Origin of the sequence: Enterobacter sp. 296B2, from assembly GCF_034106185.1 — a bacterium.
GTDB classification, from domain to species: Bacteria; Pseudomonadota; Gammaproteobacteria; order Enterobacterales; family Enterobacteriaceae; genus Enterobacter; species Enterobacter cloacae_N.
The window spans coordinates 15,527-37,491 of sequence record NZ_JAWNCA010000023.1 but is presented as its reverse complement, the minus strand read 5'-3'; the positions used below and the strand labels follow the sequence as shown (position 1 = coordinate 37,491).

Below are 21,965 nucleotides of genomic sequence, written 5' to 3'. Positions count from 1 at the left end.
GAAAGCAATACATCAGTTCTGGCCAGAAGCATCAGAACTTGAATCTGACCCCCTCCTCTAAAGACCATCCAGCCTACATGAAATGACAAACAATAAATCAAAACATATATCTTTTATGAATGCATCGACGGTTCAGGCCGATTTTATGAGCCACGTAACCCCGAACATGATTCGTTCAGTATAGTCATCCGTCATTGCACTATTTGAACTGAAACATATCCCTGCTTTACTAAAAGGTGATTAATCCTGTGATGAGGGTCCACCTGTGGCATATGTCGACAAAGCACTTCGGTTTAATCCCGCCTCACCTGTCTTTCAGGAAAATCTTCATAACGTCTATCAGCATATGCGACACCACCAGCCGGTGGCGCGAATCGGTAAAACGTGGGTGCTTACCCGCTATCAGGATGTTTATCAGGCGCTGAAAGAGCGAGCGTTCGTCTCTTCGGGCATACCTGAAGATGTTCATACCGAAATGGAAAAACAGTGCTTCAATCTCTCGCCCCCTTTACGGGATCTTCTCTACGGCATTGTGCTGTTTGAAGATGGAAATGTGCATCGCGCGCACCGTCAGGCGCTGCAGGCTCTGTTTACCGGCGAATCCTGGGCGGCGCTAACCCGGCTTGTTTCTGAGGAGTCGCATTCAGTGGTGGCAGATTTAACAACCACCGGCACATTTGACGGCATACGCCAGCTTGCTGCGCCGCTCTGGGGAAAACTGTTTACCGCCTGGCTCAACCTGCCGAAAGCGCAGCAGGAGGTGGTAGAACAAGAGAAAAATGCCATTCGGCTCTTATTAGATCCCAGCGCCATCGATCGAGAGGGGCTTGAGCGGCTGGTCGTGGCGCTTTCCCGTCTGGATGACAGTTTTCGACAACTTGCGCAGGCGCACGGACAGGGTTACGACTCGCTTTTTTATCGCAGCCTTCTGAAAGGTTATGGCGGCGATCGGGATGCGCTTGCCGCACGGTTTAGCACCGACTGCGTCACGATGCTTATCGGCGGCAGTGAAACCAGCGAAGCGTTAACCGGAAACCTGGTGTATATGCTGGCACAGCAGCCTGAACTACAGGAACGCGTCAGAAATAACACTCTCCGGATGAAAGAGATCGTCAGTGAAACCATGCGCTTTGAGTCTCCGCTGCAGATGGGCAGACGAAGGGTTGCGGCTCCCGTGCAGTTTCTGGGGCGCGAACTTAAAGCCGGGGATAACATCTTATTATGCCTCGGCTCTGCGAATCGGGATGAAAGCGTCTTTGAAGAGGCGTGGCGCTTTATTCCCGGCCGCAAGAACGCGCAGCGACAGCTGGGATTTGGCGCCGGTGTACACCAGTGTATTGGGCAACTGCTGGCGCAGTGTCAGGCTGAAACGCTGGCGATGGCCTTAAGCGAACGCGGGACGATCTCTCTTGTGGGAGACGCGAAATGGTCGAATCGAAGCCTGATTCTCCGTACGCTGGAGACGCTGCCTGTTAAAATTATCTAAGCGATAATGAGGGTAATGACAGGATGAGGATCCTATTCCCTCGTGATTCACAATAATATTCACGACACCGAGAACTAGAAATAATGTCATTGCAGCCGCTCCCAACGCAGAGTGGCTGTCCTTCAGCAAGCATTAACTTTCCCGACGAGTTCATCGATCTTCATAGGCTTACCGAAATAGTAACCCTGCAAAAAATCGCTGTCCTTTAAGCGCAGATAGTCAGCCTGAGCCTTTGTTTCTACGCCCTCGGCAATAATCCTCAGGTGCATTTTTTTCGCCAATTCGATAAGACTGTCCACCAGTCTGGTATCGCCATTTTCACTAATCTGGCTGACAAACAGTTTGTCTATCTTGATGAATTCGGGGTCTAGCGCGTGAATGTAAGAGATGTTGGAACAGCCGGTCCCAAAGTCATCCAGAGCCAGGGAGATATTGGCTTGTCGGAGCGTTGCAAACCATTCGCTTAACTGAGGAGTGAAATGCAGCGGATCGCGTTCCGTAATTTCGATAACCAGCTGGACCTGGCTCGACGCGAGTTTTTGCAAAAGCTCAAGCGTATCCGTCTCGAAGCGCGGATCAAGGCAGTTACGGACGCTCAGATTAAGGTTGATATAAAGCCGGTCAGGGAAAAGCTGAATTCGATGCTGAAGATCGGCAATGACCTGCTGAATCAGATGATGCGTTAGCGGGGCGATAAGCCGGTGTTTCTCTGCCAGCGGGATAAATGTATCTGGAGACACGGGGCCGTACAGAGGATGATTCCAGCGAGCGAGTACCTCGATACCCGCGATAGTGCCCGTCTGGCTGTTAAAGAAGGGCTGGTAAACCGGCACAATCTCGCGCTTCTCGATGGCCGCGCTCAGGGTGCTTTCCGGGGAGAGGGTAAGCAGGCGGGCCAACAGTGTATTGAAGCGGGTGAACCATCCTGAGGTTAATTTTGTCGTGGTTATCATCATGAGCCTTAAGCGCGCGGCGCCCTCTCCGGACAGCCGCGCGGTGGTTATCAGAATTTGACCCAGTCATCCTGGTCATGGGAAGAAGATCGTTTAATAGGGGTCACGCTGGCGGTTAGCTGGCTTTCTCGTTGGCGGGGTTTGTGCCCGTTTGACACACGGAAAATCGACACCACTTTTTCAAGCTGCACGGCCTGATCCTCCAGCGAACTTGCCGCAGCGGAAGACTCCTCCACCAGGGCGGCATTTTGCTGAGTGGTGGTGTCCATTTCTGCCATCGCCTGGGCAATCTGCGAAATTCCGCGGCTTTGCTCATCAGTGGCGGCGGCAATTTCGTTCATAATGTCACGCACCTGCGCCACGGATGTCTCTATTTTCGTCATCGCATCCCCTGCGCTTTCAACCAGACTAAAGCCGGTATCCACCTGCACGACCGATTCGTTAATCAGGTTTTCAATCTCTTTTGCTGACTGCGCGCTGCGCTGAGCAAGGGTTCTCACTTCTGCGGCAACCACGGCAAAGCCTTTACCCTGGTCGCCCGCTCTGGCGGCCTCAACGGCGGCATTTAGCGCCAGAATATTGGTCTGGAAGGCGATACTGTTAATCACGGTGGTGATCTCTGAAATGCGGTGCGAACTGCTGCGCACGTTTTTCATCGTATCGATCACCTTCAGTGAGATCTGACTCCCTTCCGTCGCATTTTGCGCGGCTTCATCAGCCAGCTGGCGCGCATGATTAGCATTCTCGGCGTTGAGCGCGACGGTAGAAGTCAACTCTTCCATGCTGGCGGCGGTTTCGACGACGGCGGCTGACTGCTGTTCGGTGCGCGACGACAGATCCATATTGCCTGCGGCAATTTCTGAAGACGAACGGGCGACGCTATCCACCCCATTGCGTACGTCATTAATGATGTTTTTCAGGTTTGCATTCATGGTCGCAACGGCCTGCATCAGCAGACCCGGCTCATCACGACGTGTGCTGGTCAGTGTGCTGGTGAGGTCGCCCTGGGCGATTTGCTCTGCAACACGCAGGGTCTCATTAAGCGGACGGGTGATGGACAGGGTGATGCCCATCGCTAAGAGGACGCCAAGCGCAAGACCGATGGCAGCAACGATGCCCATCTGTATCTGAACGCTATCAACCGTATCAGACACTTTTTTCTGCTGCAGGCTAAATAATGTCTGGATGGCCTGCGTCAGCGTTATCGCTTTACCGGTTAAGGTATCGGAGAGTGTCGACTGTTGATTCCAGACGTTTTGGTAATTTATTAACTCTGCCGCGACGTTTTGCATGTCTTCCAGGCCTGACTGCAGCCAGACCTTTTGTTCCTCGGTAGCAACCGAAAGCAGTTGTTCGGTGTCCGATTTTGCGATGTCCAGACGCGCGCGGATCCCTTTCATTAACGCATCCGTAGGATGCTGTTTATAGAGGGTAACCTGAGAATCAATGTCGCTCATGACAAACGCAATCTGAGCGGCCACAAGGGCGTGCGAAGCGTCCAGCGAGCCATTTCGGCTGAGCGTGGAAGCCAGGCCGGAGTTATCGCACAGTCCCTGAGTGCTCAGTTTCTGTTCGCTGATTTTCTTCTCAGAAAGGGATTTTGTGAAAGGCAGCAGGGTGGCGACGTAGCTGTTCACCGCATTTGCCGTATCGTCCAGCGCTTTTTTTCCTTCCGGGGACCAGGACAGTTTTTCCATACTGGCGACAATGCTCTGCATGCGCTGGGAGGCGGCGTTGGTCTGATCAAGGTACTTCTGGTCGAGCGTATACTGAAAATTCGTCCGCCCTAAGCGAACCTGCGTCAGGGCGTTAAACAGGTCGGTGGTATGGCCGTTCTTTTCGACTTTATCCTGAATGTTGCTGAGACCCAGCAAACCTGAAATCAGAATAACAATCGTCACGAGCAGCACGAGAGAAAAACCAAAGAATAACTTCTTACGAACTTTCAAGTTGGCAAAATGGTTGATTATGCTCATATATAAAATTCCAGTGTTGGTATAAACCAAACAACAGTGCTAATAAATCATTAACGAAAAAAATGCTGAGGCAGAGAGATGATAAAAAAAAGCCCCTCACACGTGAGTGCTCAGGGCAAGAACCTGAGTTGACATCACTCACTCAGGCTATCTGTCTTCTCCTCTTTTTTAACAGAATGAGCCGGGAGTTCGCTCATTCTGTAATAAACGGGGATTACATCCGAATAATTAATGATGTAACCACACCCTTTAATATTGCGAATAAAATTTTCTGGTAACCCTAGCATACTCAGTTTGTTGTTGAGATTGCGCAGAACCTGCCACAGTCGTTGTGTGGAGGGGCTCAGATTATGCGCCTCCCAAATTTCTTCAAAGAGCTCTTCTTTAGGGATGGGCTGGGCTCTGCCATTCATCAACAAATAAAGGAAAAGCCTGAGCATCGTTTCATTAAAATAAATAGAGGCAAATGCAATGCTTTTATCACTCTGTATGCCAGTAAGGCGGTAGAGTCTTCGGTTAGAAATATCAAAATGAATGTCATCACCGATCATAAACCCATATAGACGATAACCCATATCTAATACCCATATTAAATGAAGACGAACTTGCATCACTACATATAAGCGCTGAGATAATCCATACCGTTTATAGGGTGGATTATATGGCTGCAATAAATGCTTTCCAATACACATCCCTGTGCGCTATGAGAAACCGGTTGTACCTCACCCTGGCATGGAGTTTTTGTCGATATAAGTTGTATTTTTGGAATAAAACGTCAAATGCTTTTCATTTTTCTTTTGTTTGTTCTGAGAATCGATATGCAATCGACCGCTCAACATAAAAATGCAAATTTTGAAAAAGATTCAGCATTTCTTTCTGTGGACACTACCAGGTAATGAGAAGCCTGATAGCGCCCTTTCGATACCGCATAGGTTACGATTCCTCTGCAGCAAAGAGGAGTGAAGATAAATGATTTATACTGATTAAGTTGATCCTTAAGCTGGGCGGAAGGTGAGAGGGAATGGGGAGTGAAAACCAATAATTCGTTGATAATAAATAACTAATTCCTGAATCAGAAAACGGATACGGATGTGAAAGTATAATAATGATGAATGTACAAAATCCCTGCGCGTTAACGGCCGGTGCGTCATGAAGCCCGTCTTTCTGATAAACGGCACCGTGCTTTTTGAGCCTGAGCTGCGTCGACTGTGCTCACTTTCGGGCTACCCTGAGCGCGCTGTGCTCCTGCATGCTCCGGTTAGCGAGTGCCTGCTACAGCTGCTTGAACACAACGGTGAGGTGCTTACGCAACGTTATCTTTTCTCAGCGGTATGGGAAAAACAGGGTGCAGTTGTCACGACCAACGCCCTCTACCAGACTATCGCCTCTATCCGTAAGGCCCTTAAGATGGCGGGTCTGGCAGATAATGTTGTGCAAACCGTACCCAAAGCGGGGTTTAAGTCGGTTGCTCAAATTCAGACGGGTACACTCGACACCTTTATCGCGACGGACGCGGCTTCGCCAGCCGACCTGCAAACTGAAGCTTCCGTGCCGACACCGCGCGTAGCAGATAACCGTTTCCGCTTTCTCTCAGGGAAAATAGCGTTTGGCGTCGCTACGGTGTTATTTATCCTTTCGTGTATGGTTCTCTATCAACAGTTGCATGAAAAACGCGCGGGATTTGAAACCTATCAACCGATAGGCAATATTGCAGGGTGCGACGTTTATTCCTCCTGGTATGACAAAATAAAAAGTCAGCGGATATATATTGGCCTGACCAAACGTTATCCCATTCAGTGCAACGCAGGTGGGGTGGCCTATATCACGCTCAACCGTTATCAAAATGGAACGTCGGTGATTGTGTGCGATAAATTGCCTGAGGTTGCTGGTGCACAATGTGATTCCATTTTGTACAGGGAGCAATATCATGAAAATGACTAGCCGGAGTGTGCGCTGGTTGTTCATCCTGTTGATGATTATCGCGCCACTTTTTTATGCCTGGTATACGCATTATCAGCGGAATCATTTTACCTGTGAGAGTCATCTCATTATTGTTGATGAAAATTCGCGGGTAGATGCCCTCATGACGTTTACATTTAATAATGGTGTTGGCAGTTACGATTCCACCGGAGAATACAGTCAGGCGGGTCAGGAAACGGTTGCCATCAGCAATAAAATTGCCTTCCGTTACTGGCGCGAAGAAGGGCGAATTATTATGATTTCCAGTGATACAAACGAGCGCCCGAAAAAAGACGAACCTTTTCGTCACTCTATTCCCGATTTTTTCCGCCAACGCGACCATGGCATTAGTATACAGCTCGTTCCGGTAAACGCTGCTTCCTACCTCTTCATCTTCGGAAATACTCCCGCGTTTTACTGTGCTAAAGGATGAGGGGGCCCCTTTATCACGCACTTTTTTGAGCTGGATCTTGCGCATATTTACGCTTGCCAAAGTATAGATAATGCGTATAGTTCTCATTTGCATTGCAACTAATACATTCTAAGGCCCGCCAACGGGTCATTTTTGCGCGCACTTTCAAACGAGTTAACGATGAACAACACCAAAATGCACAAAACGCTGCTGGCACTCGCCATTGGCGCGGTTACACATTCCGCCTGGGCGGCGGAGGGTAAAAAAGAAGACACCATAGTTGTGCAGTCTGCACCTGCCGGCGACTTCAAACCCGGCGGCGACCAGCTGGTGCCGGCCTTCCTTGACGGGCAGGTGGCGAATGGCGGACGCATGGGGATGCTCGGACAGCAGAACGCCATGGACGTGCCGTTCAACATCATCAGCTACACCTCGAAGCTGGTGGAAGATCAGCAGGCGAAAACCATTGCTGACGTGGTCGCCAACGACGCGGGCGTGCAGTTCGTTCAGGGGTACGGCAACAGCGCTGAAACCTTCCGCATTCGCGGCCTGAAGTTTGACGGCGACGACATGACCTTTGGCGGCCTGTCCGGCGTGCTGCCGCGTCAGGTGGTGGATGCCCAGATGGTCGACCGCATCGAGATCTTCAAAGGGGCAAACTCCCTGATGAACGGCGCGGCAAGCTCCGGCGTGGGCGGGATGATCAACCTTGAGCCAAAACACGCGGGCGACACCCCGCAGGCGAAAGTGGGCGTGGACTACACCTCGGACTCCCAGATTGGCACCACGCTGGATGCGGGCCGTCGCTTTGGCGATAACGACCAGTTCGGTGCACGTGTCAACCTGGTCCATCGTGAAGGGGAAACCGGCGTACCTAACGATCGCCGCCGCACCACGCTGCTCTCCACCGGCCTGGACTACAAAGGCGACCGCTTCCGCTCCTCGCTGGACCTGGGCTATCAGAAAAAAACCTTCCACGGCAGCCCGACCAGCGTCAACATCTCGGCGGTGGATTTCGTGCCTGAACCGCCGAAAAACGATCGTAACTTCTCGCAGAAGTGGGCCTACAGCGATATCGAAAACGAGTTCGGGATGTGGCGCAGCGAGTACGACATTACCGATAACTGGACGGCCTATACCGGCCTGGGCGCGCAGCACGCGCATGAAGAAGGGATCTACAGCGCGCCGAAGCTGGTGGACAAGAGCGGCAAGGCGACGGTCAGCCGTCTGGATACCAACCGCATCAGCGATTCCGTCAGCGGCATGGCGGGCATTCGCGGTAACTTCACTACCGGCTTCGTCTCGCACAAGGTGAACGTCGGGTATTCCGCGATGACTAAAAACGAAAAAATCGCGTGGAAAATGTCGGCGGCGAAGGATAACCCGACCACCAACATCTATCACAACACCGGCGTCGATATGCCGGACAGCACTAACTTCAACGGCTCCGGCGGCAAATACAGCGATCCGCTGACCAGCGGGCGCACCCGCACCCAGGGCTGGCTGCTGAGCGATACCCTGGGCGTGCTTGACGACAAGCTGCTGTTCACCGCAGGCGCGCGCCATCAGAAAGTGGTCGTTCGCGGGTATAACAAAATCACCGGCGCAGAGAACGACGCGGACGGTTTCGACGGCAGCCGCTGGATGCCAACCTACGGCGTGGTCTACAAACCGTGGGAGGAAATTTCCCTCTACGCCAACCACACCGAAGCGCTGCAGCCGGGCAAAACCGCACCTAACACCGCCACCAACTACGGTCAGAGCACCGGCATCGTTCACTCTAAGCAGAACGAAGTGGGCGTGAAGGCGGACTTCGGGCGCGTGGGCGGCTCGCTGGCGCTGTTTGAGATCAAAATGCCGTCGGCGATCCTCGATGCTAACAATCACTACGGCCTGGATGCGGAGCAGCGTAACCGTGGCGTGGAGCTGAACGTCTTCGGCGAGCCGATGCTCGGGATGCGCCTGAACGCCAGCGCCACCTGGCTGCAGGCGGAGCTGACCAAAACCAAAAACGGCGTGAACCAGGGCAACGATGCGATCGGTATTCCGAACTTCTACGCCGTGCTGGGCGCGGAGTACGACATCAAGCCGGTTGACGGCCTGACGGCGACCGCGCGGGTGAACCACTCCGGCACGCAGTATGCTGACCTCGCGAACAGCAAAAAACTCGACAGCTACACCACGCTGGATCTGGGCATGCGCTATCGCTTCGCGGTGAACCACAGCGCAAACCAGATGACCATTCGCGCGGGTATCGACAACGTGACCAACGAAAACTACTGGGCCAGTGTGGACGACTCCGGTACCTACATCACTCAGGGCGAACCGCGGACCTTTAAGGTCTCGGTTGGCTACGAGTTCTAAGCGTTCCACCTCGTTATCCGGGGCACGGATGCCCCCATCCTTCCGTCACAGTGTTATAAAATTGTAATAAAAGCTTCTTACACTGGTCGCCAACTCTTTACCTCTTGGCCAATGACAGGAAGCCGCTATGGGCAGACCCCTCAAATCCGTTTTTAAAAAAGAACATCGCGACGATATCGCTAATCGCAGCGCTAACCCGGTATTCTCCGAGGTGGCAGAAGTGTTCCTCTCCCGCCGCCGTTTTCTCCAGATGGGCGCCGTCGCGGGCGCTGCCGTTTCATTCCCCTTTTTGATCAAACCCGAAAATGCCGTTGCCGCGGTATCGAAGCCTTCCGCGCTGGCAAAAGCGGTTTCCCTGGGCTTTACCAGTATCGACGTCTCCACGGAAGATACGGTCAGGGTGCCGGAAGGCTATATTGCCCGCCCGTTCTATCGCTGGGGTGACCCGACGGGGATCAAGAACAACATGCCGGCCTTTAAGCCGGACGCCAGCAACACCACGGACGAACAGGCCGTACAGGCGGGCATGCACCACGACGGCATGGCATGGTTTAGTCTGCCGCAGGGGGAGCACAACCCGGAGCATGGCCTGCTGGCGATGAACCATGAATACATCGACAACGGGATGCTGTTTACCGACGGTACGGCGAACTGGAGCCTCGACAAAGCCCGCAAGGGGCAGAACGCGATGGGCGTCTCGGTGGTGGAAGTGAAAAAAGCGGGCAGCGACTGGCAGGTGGTACGCCCGTCTTCATATGCCCGCCGCATCACCGTCAATACGCCGATGCAGCTTACCGGCCCGGCCCGGCATCAGGACTTAATGAAAACCGCCGCCGACCCGCAGGGGGAACGCGTGCTGGGCACCATGCAAAACTGCGCCAACGGCCACACGCCGTGGGGCACCTATCTCACCTGCGAGGAGAACTGGTCGGATATTTTTGTTAAAAAAGCCGATCGCAACCCGCTGGAAAAACGCTACGGCATCAGCGACAGCGATGAATCCTACCGCTGGAACGAGGTGGATGAGCGATTCAGTGTCGATAAAACCCCTAACGAACCGAACCGTTTCGGCTGGGTCGTGGAGATCGATCCCTACAACTCAACCTCCACCCCGCGCAAGCACACCGCGCTGGGCCGCTTCAAGCATGAAGGGGCGGCCGTCACGCTCGCCGCTGACAGCCGCGTGGTGGTCTATATGGGTGACGATCAGAAGTTCGAGTACATCTATAAGTTTGTCTCGGATAAAAAATACGATCCCGCGAACCGTGAAGCCAATATGCAGCTGCTGACGTCCGGCACGCTGTACGTCGCCAGGTTCAACGAGGACGGGAGCGGCGACTGGCTGCCGCTGATCTTCGGGCAAAACGGTCTGGATAAAAGCAAAGGGTTTGAAAGCCAGGGCGATCTGCTGATTAAAACCCGCCTGGCGGCCGACGCGGTGGGGGCAACCAAAATGGATCGCCCGGAGTGGATAGCCGTCGATCCGCACGCCAGTGGCAGCGTCTACTGTACGCTCACCAACAACAGCGATCGCGGGAAAGAGGGCAAGGCGCCGGTGGATGCCGCCAACCCGCGCGCCAACAACGTGTTTGGTCATATTATGCACTGGCGCGAAGAGGGGACCGATCCTGCCGCCACGCGCTTTAAGTGGGATATTCTGGTGATGGGTGGGCGGACCGACAGCGACGATCCGAAGGCCAAAGGCTCCATGCAGGGCGCGGCATTCGGCAGCCCTGATGGACTCTCTTTCGATCATCAGGGCGTCCTGTGGATCCAGACCGACGTCTCCTCCAGCACCATTAATAAGAAAGCCTACGAGGGGATGGGCAATAACCAGATGGTGGCCACCATTCCGGGCACCAACGAGTATCGCCGTTTCCTGACCGGGCCGCGCGGGTGTGAAATTACCGGCATTGCGTTTACGCCGGACAACCGGACGCTGTTTATCAACATTCAGCATCCGGGGGAGGGCGGGGATGATATTACCGACCCGGCCAATCCGCGCGCCGTCTCTAACTGGCCGGACGCCAGCCCGAACGGACGCCCGCGTTCGTCAACGGTGGTGATTACCAAAGCGGACGGCGGGATCATCGGGTCGTGACGTTTATCCGCCGGGCGCACGCGCTGGCCCGGCGTTAAACTTGCTACCACCAGCATGAAGTGTTAAAACGTGCCCCTTCTAAAAAAGAGACAGGGGTAGGGCGTGAAAGACGCGTCATCCGCTTCAGGCCATGGTAGCGCTGAAGCTTCGTCGGATCAGAATCCGACGCTGCAACGTGGTTTGCAAAATCGACATATTCAGTTAATTGCCCTTGGCGGCGCTATCGGTACCGGGCTGTTTCTCGGCATCGGCCCCGCCATTCAGATGGCCGGCCCGGCGGTTCTGCTGGGTTACGCTATCGCCGGGATTATCGCCTTCCTGATCATGCGCCAGCTCGGCGAGATGGTCGTTGAAGAGCCGGTGTCAGGCTCCTTCGCACACTTTGCCTATAAATACTGGGGCCCGTTCGCAGGCTTCCTCTCCGGCTGGAACTACTGGGTGATGTTCGTGCTGGTGGGGATGGCGGAACTGACCGCCGCAGGCATCTACATGCAGTACTGGCTCCCGGACGTGCCCACGTGGATCTGGGCGGCGGCCTTCTTCATCATCATTAACGCCGTTAACCTCGTGAACGTGCGCCTGTATGGCGAAACCGAGTTCTGGTTTGCGCTGATCAAGGTGCTGGCGATTATCGGCATGATCGGCTTCGGCCTGTGGCTGCTGTTCTCCGGCCACGGCGGCGAGCGGGCCACTATCGACAACCTGTGGCAGCACGGGGGCTTCCTCGCGACCGGCTGGAAAGGGCTGATTCTCTCCCTGGCGGTGATTATGTTCTCCTTCGGCGGGCTGGAGTTGATTGGCATCACCGCGGCCGAAGCGCGCGATCCGCACAAAAGCATTCCGAAAGCGGTCAACCAGGTGGTGTACCGTATTCTGCTGTTCTACATCGGCTCGCTGGTGGTGCTGCTGGCGCTCTACCCGTGGGTGGAAGTGAAGTCCGACAGCAGCCCGTTCGTGATGATTTTCCACGATCTCAACAGCAATATGGTGGCTTCAGCGCTGAACTTCGTCATTCTGGTGGCGTCGCTGTCGGTCTATAACAGCGGGGTTTACTCCAACAGTCGCATGCTGTTTGGCCTCTCCGTGCAGGGCAACGCGCCGAAGTTTCTCACCCGCGTTAGCCGTCGCGGCGTGCCGGTGAATTCGCTATTCCTTTCCGGCGCGATTACCTCTCTGGTCGTGCTGATCAACTACCTGCTGCCGAAACAGGCCTTTGGCCTGCTGATGGCGCTGGTGGTCGCGACGCTGCTGCTGAACTGGATCATGATCTGCCTGGCGCACCTGCGCTTTCGCGCCGCGATGCGCCGCAAGGGACGCGAGACGCAGTTTAAGGCGTTGCTCTACCCGGCAGGGAACTACATCTGTATCGCCTTCCTGGGGCTGATCCTGGCGCTGATGTGCACCATGGATGAGATGCGTCTTTCGGCAATGCTGCTGCCGGTGTGGGTGGTGTTCCTGTTTATCGCATTTAAGCTCTCGCGCAAAAAGTAGCGCGGTTTTCTCCTCTCCCTGTGGGAGAGGGCCGGGGTGAGGGCACCAGACCGCACCTGCCTTCACGCCCGGTCAGGCGAAGCAGCCACCTGCAGTATCAAATCTGAAACGCGATCCGTTTCCCATTCGGTAACGTCACATCGATGCTCATTTCACCGCCTAGCGCGCTGACATAACGTTTGAGCGTTGAAAGCCGGGGATCGTTTCCCGGCTGTTCGATTTTTGCCACAGTGGGTTGTTTTACCCCCATTGCCTCGGCCAGCTCTGTCTGCGAAACATTGAGCTCTTCCCGCAGTTGGTTCAGGGCAACAATTCTGCGCATCACTTCAACTTTAGCCGCAATACGCTCCTGACTTTCCGCGCTCTGTTGTGCCATGAGTTCTTTTAGCGTTGCCATATGGCCTCCTTATCCGCCAGATGTCTGCTGTACTCAACGTCAGCCAGCGTAATCATTTCGTCATAAAACCGTTTTTGATTGCAACCGGTTTTGTCTCCAGCACAGAGCACAATTGCCTTACGGTCGGGATCAAAAGCAAAAAAGCTCTGATGGGATTTCTCGCATGTTGAATCCGTAACTCTTTCATGTTCGCATAGGCTGAAGCCTTCACGGTGTCTACGTATGGCCGCCCAAGCGTCGGGCCAAATTCAGCAAGAATATGCATTGTTGCCAGCACATCTTCTTTTAATGCTGTTGTTTGTTCAAAGAACCATTCATCAAATCTTTCCGTTGTCTCGACATTCCACATCGTTTCTCCTGTAGCTTCCTCGCTGTATTATTTTATAGCCTATTGGCTATAGCTACAATCAGAACGTCTCGTTTTGTCATACAACGAGCTTTATCGTGACCCCCCTCCCAAATCTGTTTCGATCCACAGGATCTTTAAATTGTAATCGATTACTTTTTACTTGAACTGTTTTGTAATCGATTACTTTTGAGGGTGGGGCTCATCATGATGTCAACAACTGAAAGTAGTGGGAAGGCGATAGCACAGCACCGGCTGCTGGTTCCGCGGCTGTCGCTGATGATGTTTTTGCAGTTTTTTATCTGGGGTAGCTGGTCGGTCACGCTCGGCCTGGTGATGACTCAGCACAACATGTCTTTGCTGATTGGCGATGCGTTCTCCGCCGGGCCAATCGCCTCTATTCTCTCGCCGTTCGTGCTTGGCATGCTGGTGGATCGCTTCTTTGCCTCGCAAAAGGTAATGGCGGTGATGCATCTCGCCGGGGCGGCGATCCTGTGGTTTGTTCCGGGCGCGCTGATTGCCGAAAACGGCGCGCTGCTGATTGGCCTGCTGTTTGGCTACACGCTCTGCTACATGCCGACGCTGGCGCTGACCAACAACATCGCGTTTCACAGCCTGGCGAACGTGGATAAAACCTTCCCGGTGGTGCGCGTGTTCGGCACCATCGGCTGGATCGTGGCGGGTATTTTCATCGGCGTTACCGGCGTGGCGGCAAGCGTCACCATCTTCCAGGTGGCGGCGGCCAGCTCCGTGCTGCTGGCGCTTTACAGCCTGACGCTGCCGCACACGCCAGCCCCGGCGAAAGGCCTGCCGGTCAAGGTGCGCGATCTCTTCTGCGCGGATGCCTTTGCGCTGCTCAAAACCCGCCACTTCTTCGTCTTCTCCGTCTGCGCGATGCTGATCTCCGTTCCGCTGGGCACCTACTACGCCTACACCGCCTCGTATCTGGCGGATGCCGGAATTGCCGACGTCAGCACCGCCATGTCGTTCGGGCAGATGTCCGAGATCGTCTTCATGCTGGTCATTCCGCTGTTGTTCCGCCGCCTGGGCGTGAAGGTGATGCTGCTGATCGGCATGCTGGCGTGGTTCGTGCGTTACGCCATGTTCGCGCTGGGCGTCAGCGAAGAAGGACGCATCCTGCTGTACCTCGGCATTCTGCTTCACGGCGTCTGCTACGATTTCTTCTTTGTCGTCGGCTTTATCTACACCGACCGCGTGGCGGGCGAGAAGGTGAAAGGCCAGGCCCAGAGCATGATCGTCATGTTCACCTACGGCATCGGCATGCTGCTCGGCTCGCAGATTTCCGGCGCGCTCTATAACCGCCTGGTGGCCGGGCAGACCGTGCCGCAGGCGTGGGTGACATTCTGGTGGATCCCGGCGGTGGCTGCCGCGGCGATCGCGCTGATTTTCCTTCTCACGTTTAAGTATGACGATGACAAGGCGTAATGTTCAGGAGGTGGTATGAGGACGATAAAAGGACCCGGCATTTTTCTGTCTCAGTTTATTGGCGCAGAAGCGCCGTTTAATTCGCTCGACGGGCTGGCTGAATGGGCGGCAGGTAAAGGTTATAAAGCGGTGCAGATCCCCTGCAACCATCCGCATATTTTTGACGTCGAGAAAGCGGCTGAGAGCCAGGCCTACTGCGATGACGTCACCGCTAAGCTGGCCGCGCACGGGCTGGTTATCAGCGAACTGTCGACCCATCTGGAAGGGCAGCTTGTCGCGGTAAACCCGATTTACAGCGACGCGTTTGATCACTTCGCGCCCACGTCCGTGCGCGGTAACGATGCGGCGCGCCGGGCGTGGGCCACGGAGAAGCTGAAACAGGCGGCGGTCGCCTCGGCCAGATTAGGCCTGAAAGCGCACGCCACCTTCTCCGGCTCACTGGCCTGGCCGTTTTTCTACCCGTGGCCGCCGCATAACGAACAGCGTTTTCAGGAAGCGTTCGGGGAGCTGGCAAACCGCTGGCGGCCGATTCTGGATACCTTCGACGAGCAGGGGGTGGACGTCTGCTTTGAGTTGCATCCGGGGGAAGATCTGCACGACGGCGTGACCTTCGAGCGTTTTCTGGCGCTGGTGGATAACCACCCGCGCTGCAACATTCTCTTTGATCCGAGCCACATGCTGTTGCAGCAGATGGACTACCTGGCCTTTATCGACATCTACCACGCGCGCATCAGGGCGTTCCACGTGAAGGATGCGGAGTTCCGCCCGAACGGGCGCAGCGGCGCGTACGGCGGCTACCAGCCGTGGATCAACCGCGCCGGACGCTTCCGGTCGCTCGGCGACGGGCAGATCGACTTTAAGGGCATTTTCAGCAAGCTGACCCAGTACGACTATGACGGCTGGGCGGTGCTGGAGTGGGAGTGCTGTCTGAAGGACGGCGAGACCGGCGCGCGCGAAGGCAGCGAGTTTATCCGCCGCCACATCATTCCGGTTTCCGGGCGCGCGTTTGATGATTTCGCCGCTGGAGGCAAGCATGATTAACGTCGGAATTATCGGCAGCGGGTTTATCGGCCCGGCGCATATCGAGGCGCTGCGGCGTCTCGGATACGTGCAGGTTGTGGCCCTCTGCGACGGCACGCTTGCCAAAGCGCAGGAAAAAGCGCGTCAGCTTAACGTGCCGCACGCGTACGGCAGCGTTGAGGAACTGCTCGCACACCCCGATCTGCACGTGGTGCACAACTGCACGCCTAACCACCTGCACGCGGAGATTAACCGCCAGATCCTGCGCGCGGGCAAGCACGTGTTTTCCGAAAAGCCGCTGTGCATGACCCCGGACGAGGCGCGCGAGCTGGTGGCGCTGGCGGATCAGACGGGCGCGGTGCACGGCGTGAGCTTTGTCTATCGCCAGTTTGCGATGGTGCGCCAGGCGGAGAGCATGATGCGTGCGGGCAGCGTCGGGCGGCTGTTTGCCTCGCACGGCAGCTATCTGCAGGACTGGATGCTGCTGGAAACCGACTATAACTGGCGGGTAGATGCTGCGCTGGGCGGCGCATCACGCGCGGTGGCGGACATCGGCTCCCACTGGTGCGACACTGTGCAGTTTGTCACCGGGCGGCGCATTACCGAGGTGATGGCGGATCTCTCCATCGTCTGGCCGACGCGCAGGGCCAGCAAAGGCGGGAATCAAACTTTCTCCCACAACGAGCGGGCGGAGTATGAAGACAAACCGGTCACCACCGAAGACTTCGGCTCGGTGCTGTTCCGCTTCGACGACGGCAGCAAGGGCAGCTTTAGCGTCTCGCAGGTGAGCGCCGGGCGTAAAAACCGCCTGACGTTTGAGGTCAACGGCAGCGAGCGGTCGCTGGCGTGGGATCAGGAGGTGCCGCAGCAGCTGTGGATCGGCCATCGCGCGCAGGCCAACCAGACGCTCACCGACGATCCGGGGCTGATGAACCCTGACGTGGCCGACAGCGCCCACTTCCCCGGCGGACATATCGAAGGCTGGCCGGACGCCTTCAAAAATATGATGGCGCAGTTCTACCGCGCCGTGCAGGCGGGCGCGATGCCGGATACGCCGCAGTTTGCGACGTTTCACGATGGCGCAAACGTGATGTATATCATTGATGCTATTGTGAAAAGCCATCAGCAGCAGCGCTGGGTGCGCGTGGAACAATAACGCGTTGCCCGGTTCGCCGGGCAATAAATTTATGGTAGCCTGCACAAAACGCTAACCGCAGGATGTGTCGTCGCTATGTCAATTCAGAAAATCGCTCAGCTGGCCGGGGTCTCCGTGGCGACGGTCTCCCGCGTGCTGAATAACAGCGACACCGTGAAGGCGAAAAACCGCGAGCGCGTTCTGCGGGCGATTCAGGAGAGCAACTACCAGCCAAACCTGCTCGCCCGTCAGCTGCGCACCGCCCGCAGCTATATGATCCTGGTGATGGTGTCCAACATTGCCAACCCGTTCTGCGCCGAAGTGGTGAAGGGCATCGAAGCCGAGGCGGAGAAAAACGGCTACCGCATTCTGCTGTGCAACTCCGGCTCGGACATCGAGCGCTCCCGCTCGGGATTAAGCCTGCTCTCCGGCAAAATCGTCGACGGCATTATCACCATGGACGCCTTCTCGAAGCTGCCGGAACTGGCCGCGCTGATTGGTTCTGCACCGTGGGTGCAGTGCGCCGAATACGCCGATGCGGGCGCGGTCTCCTGCGTCGGCATCAATGATGTGGACGCTTCACAGCATGCCGTCAGCCAGCTGGCCGACGGCGGACGCAAGCGTATCGCGATGATCAACCACGATCTCAGCTACAAGTATGCCCGCCTGCGCGAACGCGGCTACAAAAGCGTGATCCACCTGCGGGATCTGGACTATCAGGCGGTGGAGTATGCCAGCGATCTCAGCTCCGGCGCGGGCATGGCCGCGATGCAAAATCTGCTAAAAGAAAACCCGCCAGATGCGGTATTTGCCGTTTCCGACACGCTGGCGGCGGGCGCGCTGCGTGCGATTCAGCAGGCCGGGCTGCGGGTGCCGGAGGATATCGCGGTCGTGGGCTTTGACGGCACCGAGCTCGCGGAGATGGTTTCGCTCACCACCATCGAACAGCCGTCGCGGGATATCGGGCGCAAGGCGGTCGATCTGCTCTTAAATAAGATCGACAACCCGGATGCACCCACGGAGAGGGTGATGATGGACTGGCGCTTTATTTCCCGCGCCAGTGCCTGATTATTGCGCGATGATGCCAGCCAGGGAGCGAATATCGTTCCCGGTTGGTGACTGGTGAATGCGCAGACCAAATTCATCCACCACCGCAAAAATATGATCGAAGATGTCGGCCTGAATTTCCTCATATTCCGCCCAGACCACTGTGTTGGTGAAGGCGTATATTTCAATCGGCAGGCCGTTGGCGTCCGGCGCGAGCTGGCGCACCATCAGCGTCATATCTTTGCGGATGCGCGGGTGGTTGCACAGATATTCATTCAGGTAGGCGCGGAAGGTGCCGATATTGGTCATCTTGCGCAGATTTAATACTGATTCCCCTTCACCGTTCTTCTGATTCCACAGGCTAATTTCCTCATGACGCGCGGCCAGATAGGGCTTCAGCAGCTTCGCCTGAATCAGCTTCTGCTGCTCCTGCTCGTCGAGGAAATGAATGCTGGTGGTATCAATATTCAGGCTGCGCTTAATGCGTCGCCCGCCGGAGGCAGACATGCCGCTCCAGTTAATAAAGGCGTCAGAGACCAGCGCCCACGTCGGGATAGTGGTGATGGTGTTATCAAAGTTGCGCACCTTAACGGTGGTCAGGCCGATATCCGTCACCGTGCCGTTGGCGCCGTATTTCGGCATCTCCAGCCAGTCGCCGAGCTTGAGCATGTCGTTGGCGGAAAGCTGAATCCCCGCCACCAGTCCGAGTATCGGGTCTTTAAACACCAGCATCAGAACGGCGGCCATGGCGCCCAGACCGCTGATAAGAATCGCCGGGGACTGGCCGATCAGCAGGGAGATAATTAATATCCCCACCAGAATGGCGCTCACCAGCTTGATGCCCTGGAAAATCCCTTTTAGCGGCAGCTGCGACGCGGTGGCCATTTTCTGCGACAGGTTAAAAATCACGTCCAGCAGCGAGAAGAAGGAGAGCAGGGCATACACCATCACCCACAGCTTCGCGCAGGTGGTGAGCATTTCCGCCGCTTCGCTGCCTTTTTGCAGCCACAGCACCGCCTGAACGTTGACGATTATCCCCTGAAGGGTAAAGGCCAGACGGTGAAATAGTTTATTCTGGGTAATGATCTGCAACCATAAATGGCTGCTGGCCTGCGCGCGTTTCTCAAATGCGCGCAGCACCACTTTGTGAAGAATAAAATGAACGATGATGGCGGTAAGAAAAATAATACCAAAGATAATCACTAAAGAGGTGGTGTGATTAATTTCAATGCCTAACTCTTCAACCTGAGCAATTAATTCCTGCATAACATCTCCTGTATTGTTGCAGCCCCATAATGGCGGCTGCGGATCTATTATGCAAATTTGCGGGCTTATTTGGCGGCCTGGCAGACCTTCGCCACCGGCAGGCACAGCCTGTGACGCATACGGATTGTCGCCAGCGCCAGGATAACCATCAGGCCGGTTTCTACTGCCAGGAAAAGGTTAATCGCCTGCGCGTAATTTCCGTGATAATTCTGCAGGCCGTGTAGCAAAATCGCGCCGAAAATGGCCGGGCCCAGCCCCAGCGCGGCCTGCTGCAACGTGCTGAGAATGGCGCTCGCGGCCCCCGCGTCATCGGGCTGAATATCGCGCATCCCGATGCGGTAAAAGCTGTTTACAATCAGCGCCTGGCCGTAGCCTACCAGCCCGGTGGCAGGCGCCAGCGTCAGCGCAGTATTTTGCAATCCCCAGTAGCGGAACGTGACGATCAGCGCCAGCAGGCCGATTATCTGAATTGCCAGACCCGTCAGCAGAATCGTGCTGGTGCTGTAGCGGGCAATCAGCCTCGGCGCGAACCATGCGGAGATAAAATAGGTCACGCCAAGGGCGATAAAACTGTTCCCGGACTGCCACGGCGCCATCCCCAGCCCGGTCTGCATGGTCAGCGCCATGCAGAACATAAACCCGGACCAGACGCTGAAAAAGAGCAGCGCAATCACGATGCCAAAGCGAACGCTGCGAAGCTGAAGCAGACGCGGCGGGATCAGTGGATGGGCATTCTCACGCTCCTTTTTGCGCGCATTCTGCGCCATCAGCCAGGCCAGCGGAATAATGACAAGAAGCATAACCTTCAGCGACCACGGCCAGTGCTGTTGTGGGCCGAGCGCCATCGGGAACAGCAGACAGCAAAGAATGATCGCCAGCAGCACGGTGCCCGGCCAGTCGATGCGTGACGGCGTCTCACGGCGGGTTTCCGGCACGTAGCGGCGGCTTAACGCCAGCACCAGCAGACAAATCGGCACGTTGATAAAGAAGGCGTTACGCCAGCCCAGCCCGGCGATATCCGCCGACACCAGCCAGCCGCCGCCCATCTGGCCCACGATAAACGCAATCCCGCCGATGCCGCCAAACAGGCTTATGGCTTTCGCGTGGGCGCTGCCTTTTAGCGTGACGTGCAGCGTCGCGAGGATCTGCGGCATAATCAGCGCTGCCCCCGCGCCCTGAACGATGCGCGCGGCCAGCAGCTGTTCAATGTTTCCCGCCATCCCGCACAGCAGTGAGGCCAGGCCAAAAACTGCCACGCCCCACATAAACAGGCGACGGCGGCCAAGGTTATCTCCCAGCTTGCTGCCGAGCGCGAGGCAGACGGCAAAGGCCACGCCGTAGAGGGCGACAATCAGCTCCAGCTCGGTGGCGGTAGCCTGCAGTGAATGGGTGATAGCGTCCAGCGCCACATTGGTGATTGAGGTATCAATCATGGGCAGCATCTGGCCGGTCAACAGCAGTATCAGGCCTGCGCGGCCCGGTGAAACAACTGACGTATTCATGGTAACTCCATTGCGTCATTCATCAGATGGTCGTAGCATCAACCATCTGATAAACGGGTACCAGTTCTTGCTTATACTGGTACTGGCACTACCATGCAGGGGGATTTATGGCCTTGATGTCTGAACCCGTCGCCTCACATCAGGATGACACCCGAAAACAGCTGGGGGCATTTTTACGCGCCCGGCGGGAAAGCCTCGATCCGCAGCGTCTCGGCCTGCCGCGCAGCGGTCGGCGCCGCACGCCGGGCCTGCGCCGGGAAGAGGTGGCGATGCTCGCGGATGTGGGCGTGACCTGGTACACCTGGCTTGAGCAGGGCAGGGACGTCAAACCGTCCAGCACGGTGATGGCCGCCGTGGCGAAAGCCCTGCAGTGCACCCCAACCGAAACCCGACATCTGTTTGTGTTAGCCGGATTGCCGCCGGGTGAAGCGCCGCAGGCGGTCTGCTGCGAGGGCATCAGCGAAGGCACCCGCCGCCTGCTCGATACCCTGATGCCAAAACCCGCCAGCATCCAGAAGCCCAACTTCGACATCGTGGCGTGGAACGACAGCTTCGGGCACCTGATGGGCGTTGATTTCAATGACATCCCGCCGGAAGACCGCAACTGTATTTACCTGTTCCTCACCCATCCGGCGTGGCGCGCGCGTCTCGGCAGACGCGATGACGTGCTGCCGATTTTCGTTTCCTATTTCCGCGCGGCGATGGCCGAGCACCGGGGCGACCCGCTGTGGGAAGCCAAGCTGGCGCGCTTCTTCGCGGTGTCTGAAGAGTTTAAAACCCTGTGGCACCAGCGCAACGACGTGCGCGGCGTGGAGAACCAGCTCAAGCTGTTTACCCATCCAGAACTGGGTGATTTTACGCTGCAGCAGATGTACTGGTACTCCGCACCGCGAAACGGCTCGCGGCTGCTGGTCTATTTACCGGTGGATGAGGCGGGGGAGCGGGCGATGGAATGGCTGGCGGAGCAGGGGAAATAAGTTTTTTGCGAGGCGCTTTCAGGGAATAATGGCTGGTTCTGCTAAGTGGATGAGACAGGTGTAAGGTGGGGTTATCTTAAACCAATC

General features: G+C 56.0%; 17 protein-coding genes and 1 pseudogene. 11 read left to right on the top strand and 7 right to left on the bottom strand.

Annotated elements, in window-relative coordinates; translation table 11 throughout:
* Positions 1 to 265: 265 nt before the first annotated feature.
* Complete coding sequence (locus URZ40_RS16430; RefSeq protein ID WP_320720865.1) at positions 266 to 1,486, top strand: cytochrome P450; 1,221 nt, start codon at positions 266 to 268, stop codon at positions 1,484 to 1,486.
* Positions 1,487 to 1,608: 122 nt separating this feature from the next.
* Here URZ40_RS16430 and URZ40_RS16425 read toward each other — a convergent pair whose 3' ends face one another.
* The 3 genes from URZ40_RS16425 to URZ40_RS16415 all read right to left on the bottom strand — a co-directional run bounded on the left by URZ40_RS16425 (position 1,609) and on the right by URZ40_RS16415 (position 4,990).
* The gene (locus URZ40_RS16425) at positions 1,609 to 2,442 is read right to left on the bottom strand and encodes an EAL domain-containing protein (protein WP_320720864.1); all 834 of its coding nucleotides are present in this window, start codon (positions 2,440 to 2,442) and stop codon (positions 1,609 to 1,611) included.
* 47 nt (positions 2,443 to 2,489) lie between these two features.
* Positions 2,490 to 4,415, bottom strand: a complete 1,926-nt coding sequence (locus URZ40_RS16420; RefSeq protein WP_302218850.1) for a methyl-accepting chemotaxis protein — start codon at positions 4,413 to 4,415, stop codon at positions 2,490 to 2,492.
* A 134-nt stretch (positions 4,416 to 4,549) separates the two neighbouring features.
* Positions 4,550 to 4,990 carry a transcriptional regulator gene (locus URZ40_RS16415; protein WP_192983359.1) on the bottom strand — a complete coding sequence of 147 codons (441 nt, stop codon included), beginning with the start codon at positions 4,988 to 4,990 and terminating at the stop codon, positions 4,550 to 4,552.
* Between the two features lie 574 nt (positions 4,991 to 5,564).
* Here URZ40_RS16415 and URZ40_RS16410 point away from each other — a divergent pair.
* From URZ40_RS16410 to pheP, 5 genes are all read left to right on the top strand, one after another.
* The gene (locus URZ40_RS16410; protein WP_320720863.1) at positions 5,565 to 6,356 is read left to right on the top strand and encodes a winged helix-turn-helix domain-containing protein; all 792 of its coding nucleotides are present in this window, start codon (positions 5,565 to 5,567) and stop codon (positions 6,354 to 6,356) included.
* A complete protein-coding gene (locus URZ40_RS16405) occupies positions 6,343 to 6,807 on the top strand; it encodes a hypothetical protein (protein ID WP_320720861.1) in 465 nt (154 codons plus the stop codon). The genes URZ40_RS16410 and URZ40_RS16405 overlap by 14 nt, the downstream gene beginning before the upstream one ends.
* Positions 6,808 to 6,966: 159 nt before the next feature.
* Complete coding sequence (locus URZ40_RS16400; RefSeq protein WP_320720859.1) at positions 6,967 to 9,150, top strand: TonB-dependent siderophore receptor; 2,184 nt, start codon at positions 6,967 to 6,969, stop codon at positions 9,148 to 9,150.
* 127 nt (positions 9,151 to 9,277) lie between these two features.
* On the top strand, positions 9,278 to 11,251 hold the full coding sequence (locus tag URZ40_RS16395) for a PhoX family phosphatase (protein WP_320720858.1): 1,974 nt from the start codon (positions 9,278 to 9,280) through the stop codon (positions 11,249 to 11,251).
* Positions 11,252 to 11,353: 102 nt separating this feature from the next.
* On the top strand, positions 11,354 to 12,742 hold the full coding sequence (gene pheP, locus URZ40_RS16390; RefSeq protein ID WP_116341388.1) for a phenylalanine transporter: 1,389 nt from the start codon (positions 11,354 to 11,356) through the stop codon (positions 12,740 to 12,742).
* 97 nt (positions 12,743 to 12,839) lie between these two features.
* On the opposite strand, the gene URZ40_RS16385 is transcribed toward pheP, so the two are convergent.
* Positions 12,840 to 13,139: a helix-turn-helix domain-containing protein gene (locus URZ40_RS16385; RefSeq protein WP_116341386.1), complete on the bottom strand. Its 300-nt coding sequence runs from the start codon at positions 13,137 to 13,139 to the stop codon at positions 12,840 to 12,842.
* Positions 13,127 to 13,488: pseudogene (locus URZ40_RS16380) on the bottom strand (type II toxin-antitoxin system RelE/ParE family toxin). The gene URZ40_RS16385 and the pseudogene URZ40_RS16380 overlap by 13 nt, the downstream one beginning before the upstream one ends.
* Positions 13,489 to 13,692: 204 nt before the next feature.
* Between URZ40_RS16380 and URZ40_RS16375 the strand changes: the two are divergent.
* The 4 genes from URZ40_RS16375 to URZ40_RS16360 all read left to right on the top strand — a co-directional run bounded on the left by URZ40_RS16375 (position 13,693) and on the right by URZ40_RS16360 (position 18,154).
* Positions 13,693 to 14,931 (top strand): MFS transporter, encoded by a 1,239-nt coding sequence (locus URZ40_RS16375; RefSeq protein ID WP_320720856.1) that lies wholly within the window; start codon positions 13,693 to 13,695, stop codon positions 14,929 to 14,931.
* 15 nt (positions 14,932 to 14,946) lie between these two features.
* The gene (locus URZ40_RS16370) at positions 14,947 to 15,972 is read left to right on the top strand and encodes a sugar phosphate isomerase/epimerase family protein (protein WP_320720855.1); all 1,026 of its coding nucleotides are present in this window, start codon (positions 14,947 to 14,949) and stop codon (positions 15,970 to 15,972) included.
* On the top strand, positions 15,965 to 17,107 hold the full coding sequence (locus URZ40_RS16365; protein ID WP_320720853.1) for a Gfo/Idh/MocA family oxidoreductase: 1,143 nt from the start codon (positions 15,965 to 15,967) through the stop codon (positions 17,105 to 17,107). The genes URZ40_RS16370 and URZ40_RS16365 overlap by 8 nt, the downstream gene beginning before the upstream one ends.
* Positions 17,108 to 17,182: 75 nt before the next feature.
* Positions 17,183 to 18,154 (top strand): LacI family DNA-binding transcriptional regulator, encoded by a 972-nt coding sequence (locus URZ40_RS16360; protein WP_163330531.1) that lies wholly within the window; start codon positions 17,183 to 17,185, stop codon positions 18,152 to 18,154.
* On the opposite strand, the gene URZ40_RS16355 is transcribed toward URZ40_RS16360, so the two are convergent.
* A complete protein-coding gene (locus tag URZ40_RS16355; RefSeq protein WP_320720852.1) occupies positions 18,155 to 19,399 on the bottom strand; it encodes a mechanosensitive ion channel family protein in 1,245 nt (414 codons plus the stop codon). It lies immediately after the preceding gene.
* Positions 19,400 to 19,464: 65 nt separating this feature from the next.
* Positions 19,465 to 20,901 (bottom strand): MFS transporter, encoded by a 1,437-nt coding sequence (locus URZ40_RS16350; RefSeq protein WP_116341371.1) that lies wholly within the window; start codon positions 20,899 to 20,901, stop codon positions 19,465 to 19,467.
* 107 nt (positions 20,902 to 21,008) lie between these two features.
* Here URZ40_RS16350 and URZ40_RS16345 point away from each other — a divergent pair, with 107 nt between their 5' ends.
* A complete protein-coding gene (locus tag URZ40_RS16345) occupies positions 21,009 to 21,878 on the top strand; it encodes a helix-turn-helix transcriptional regulator (protein ID WP_192983332.1) in 870 nt (289 codons plus the stop codon).
* Positions 21,879 to 21,965: the final 87 nt, after the last annotated feature.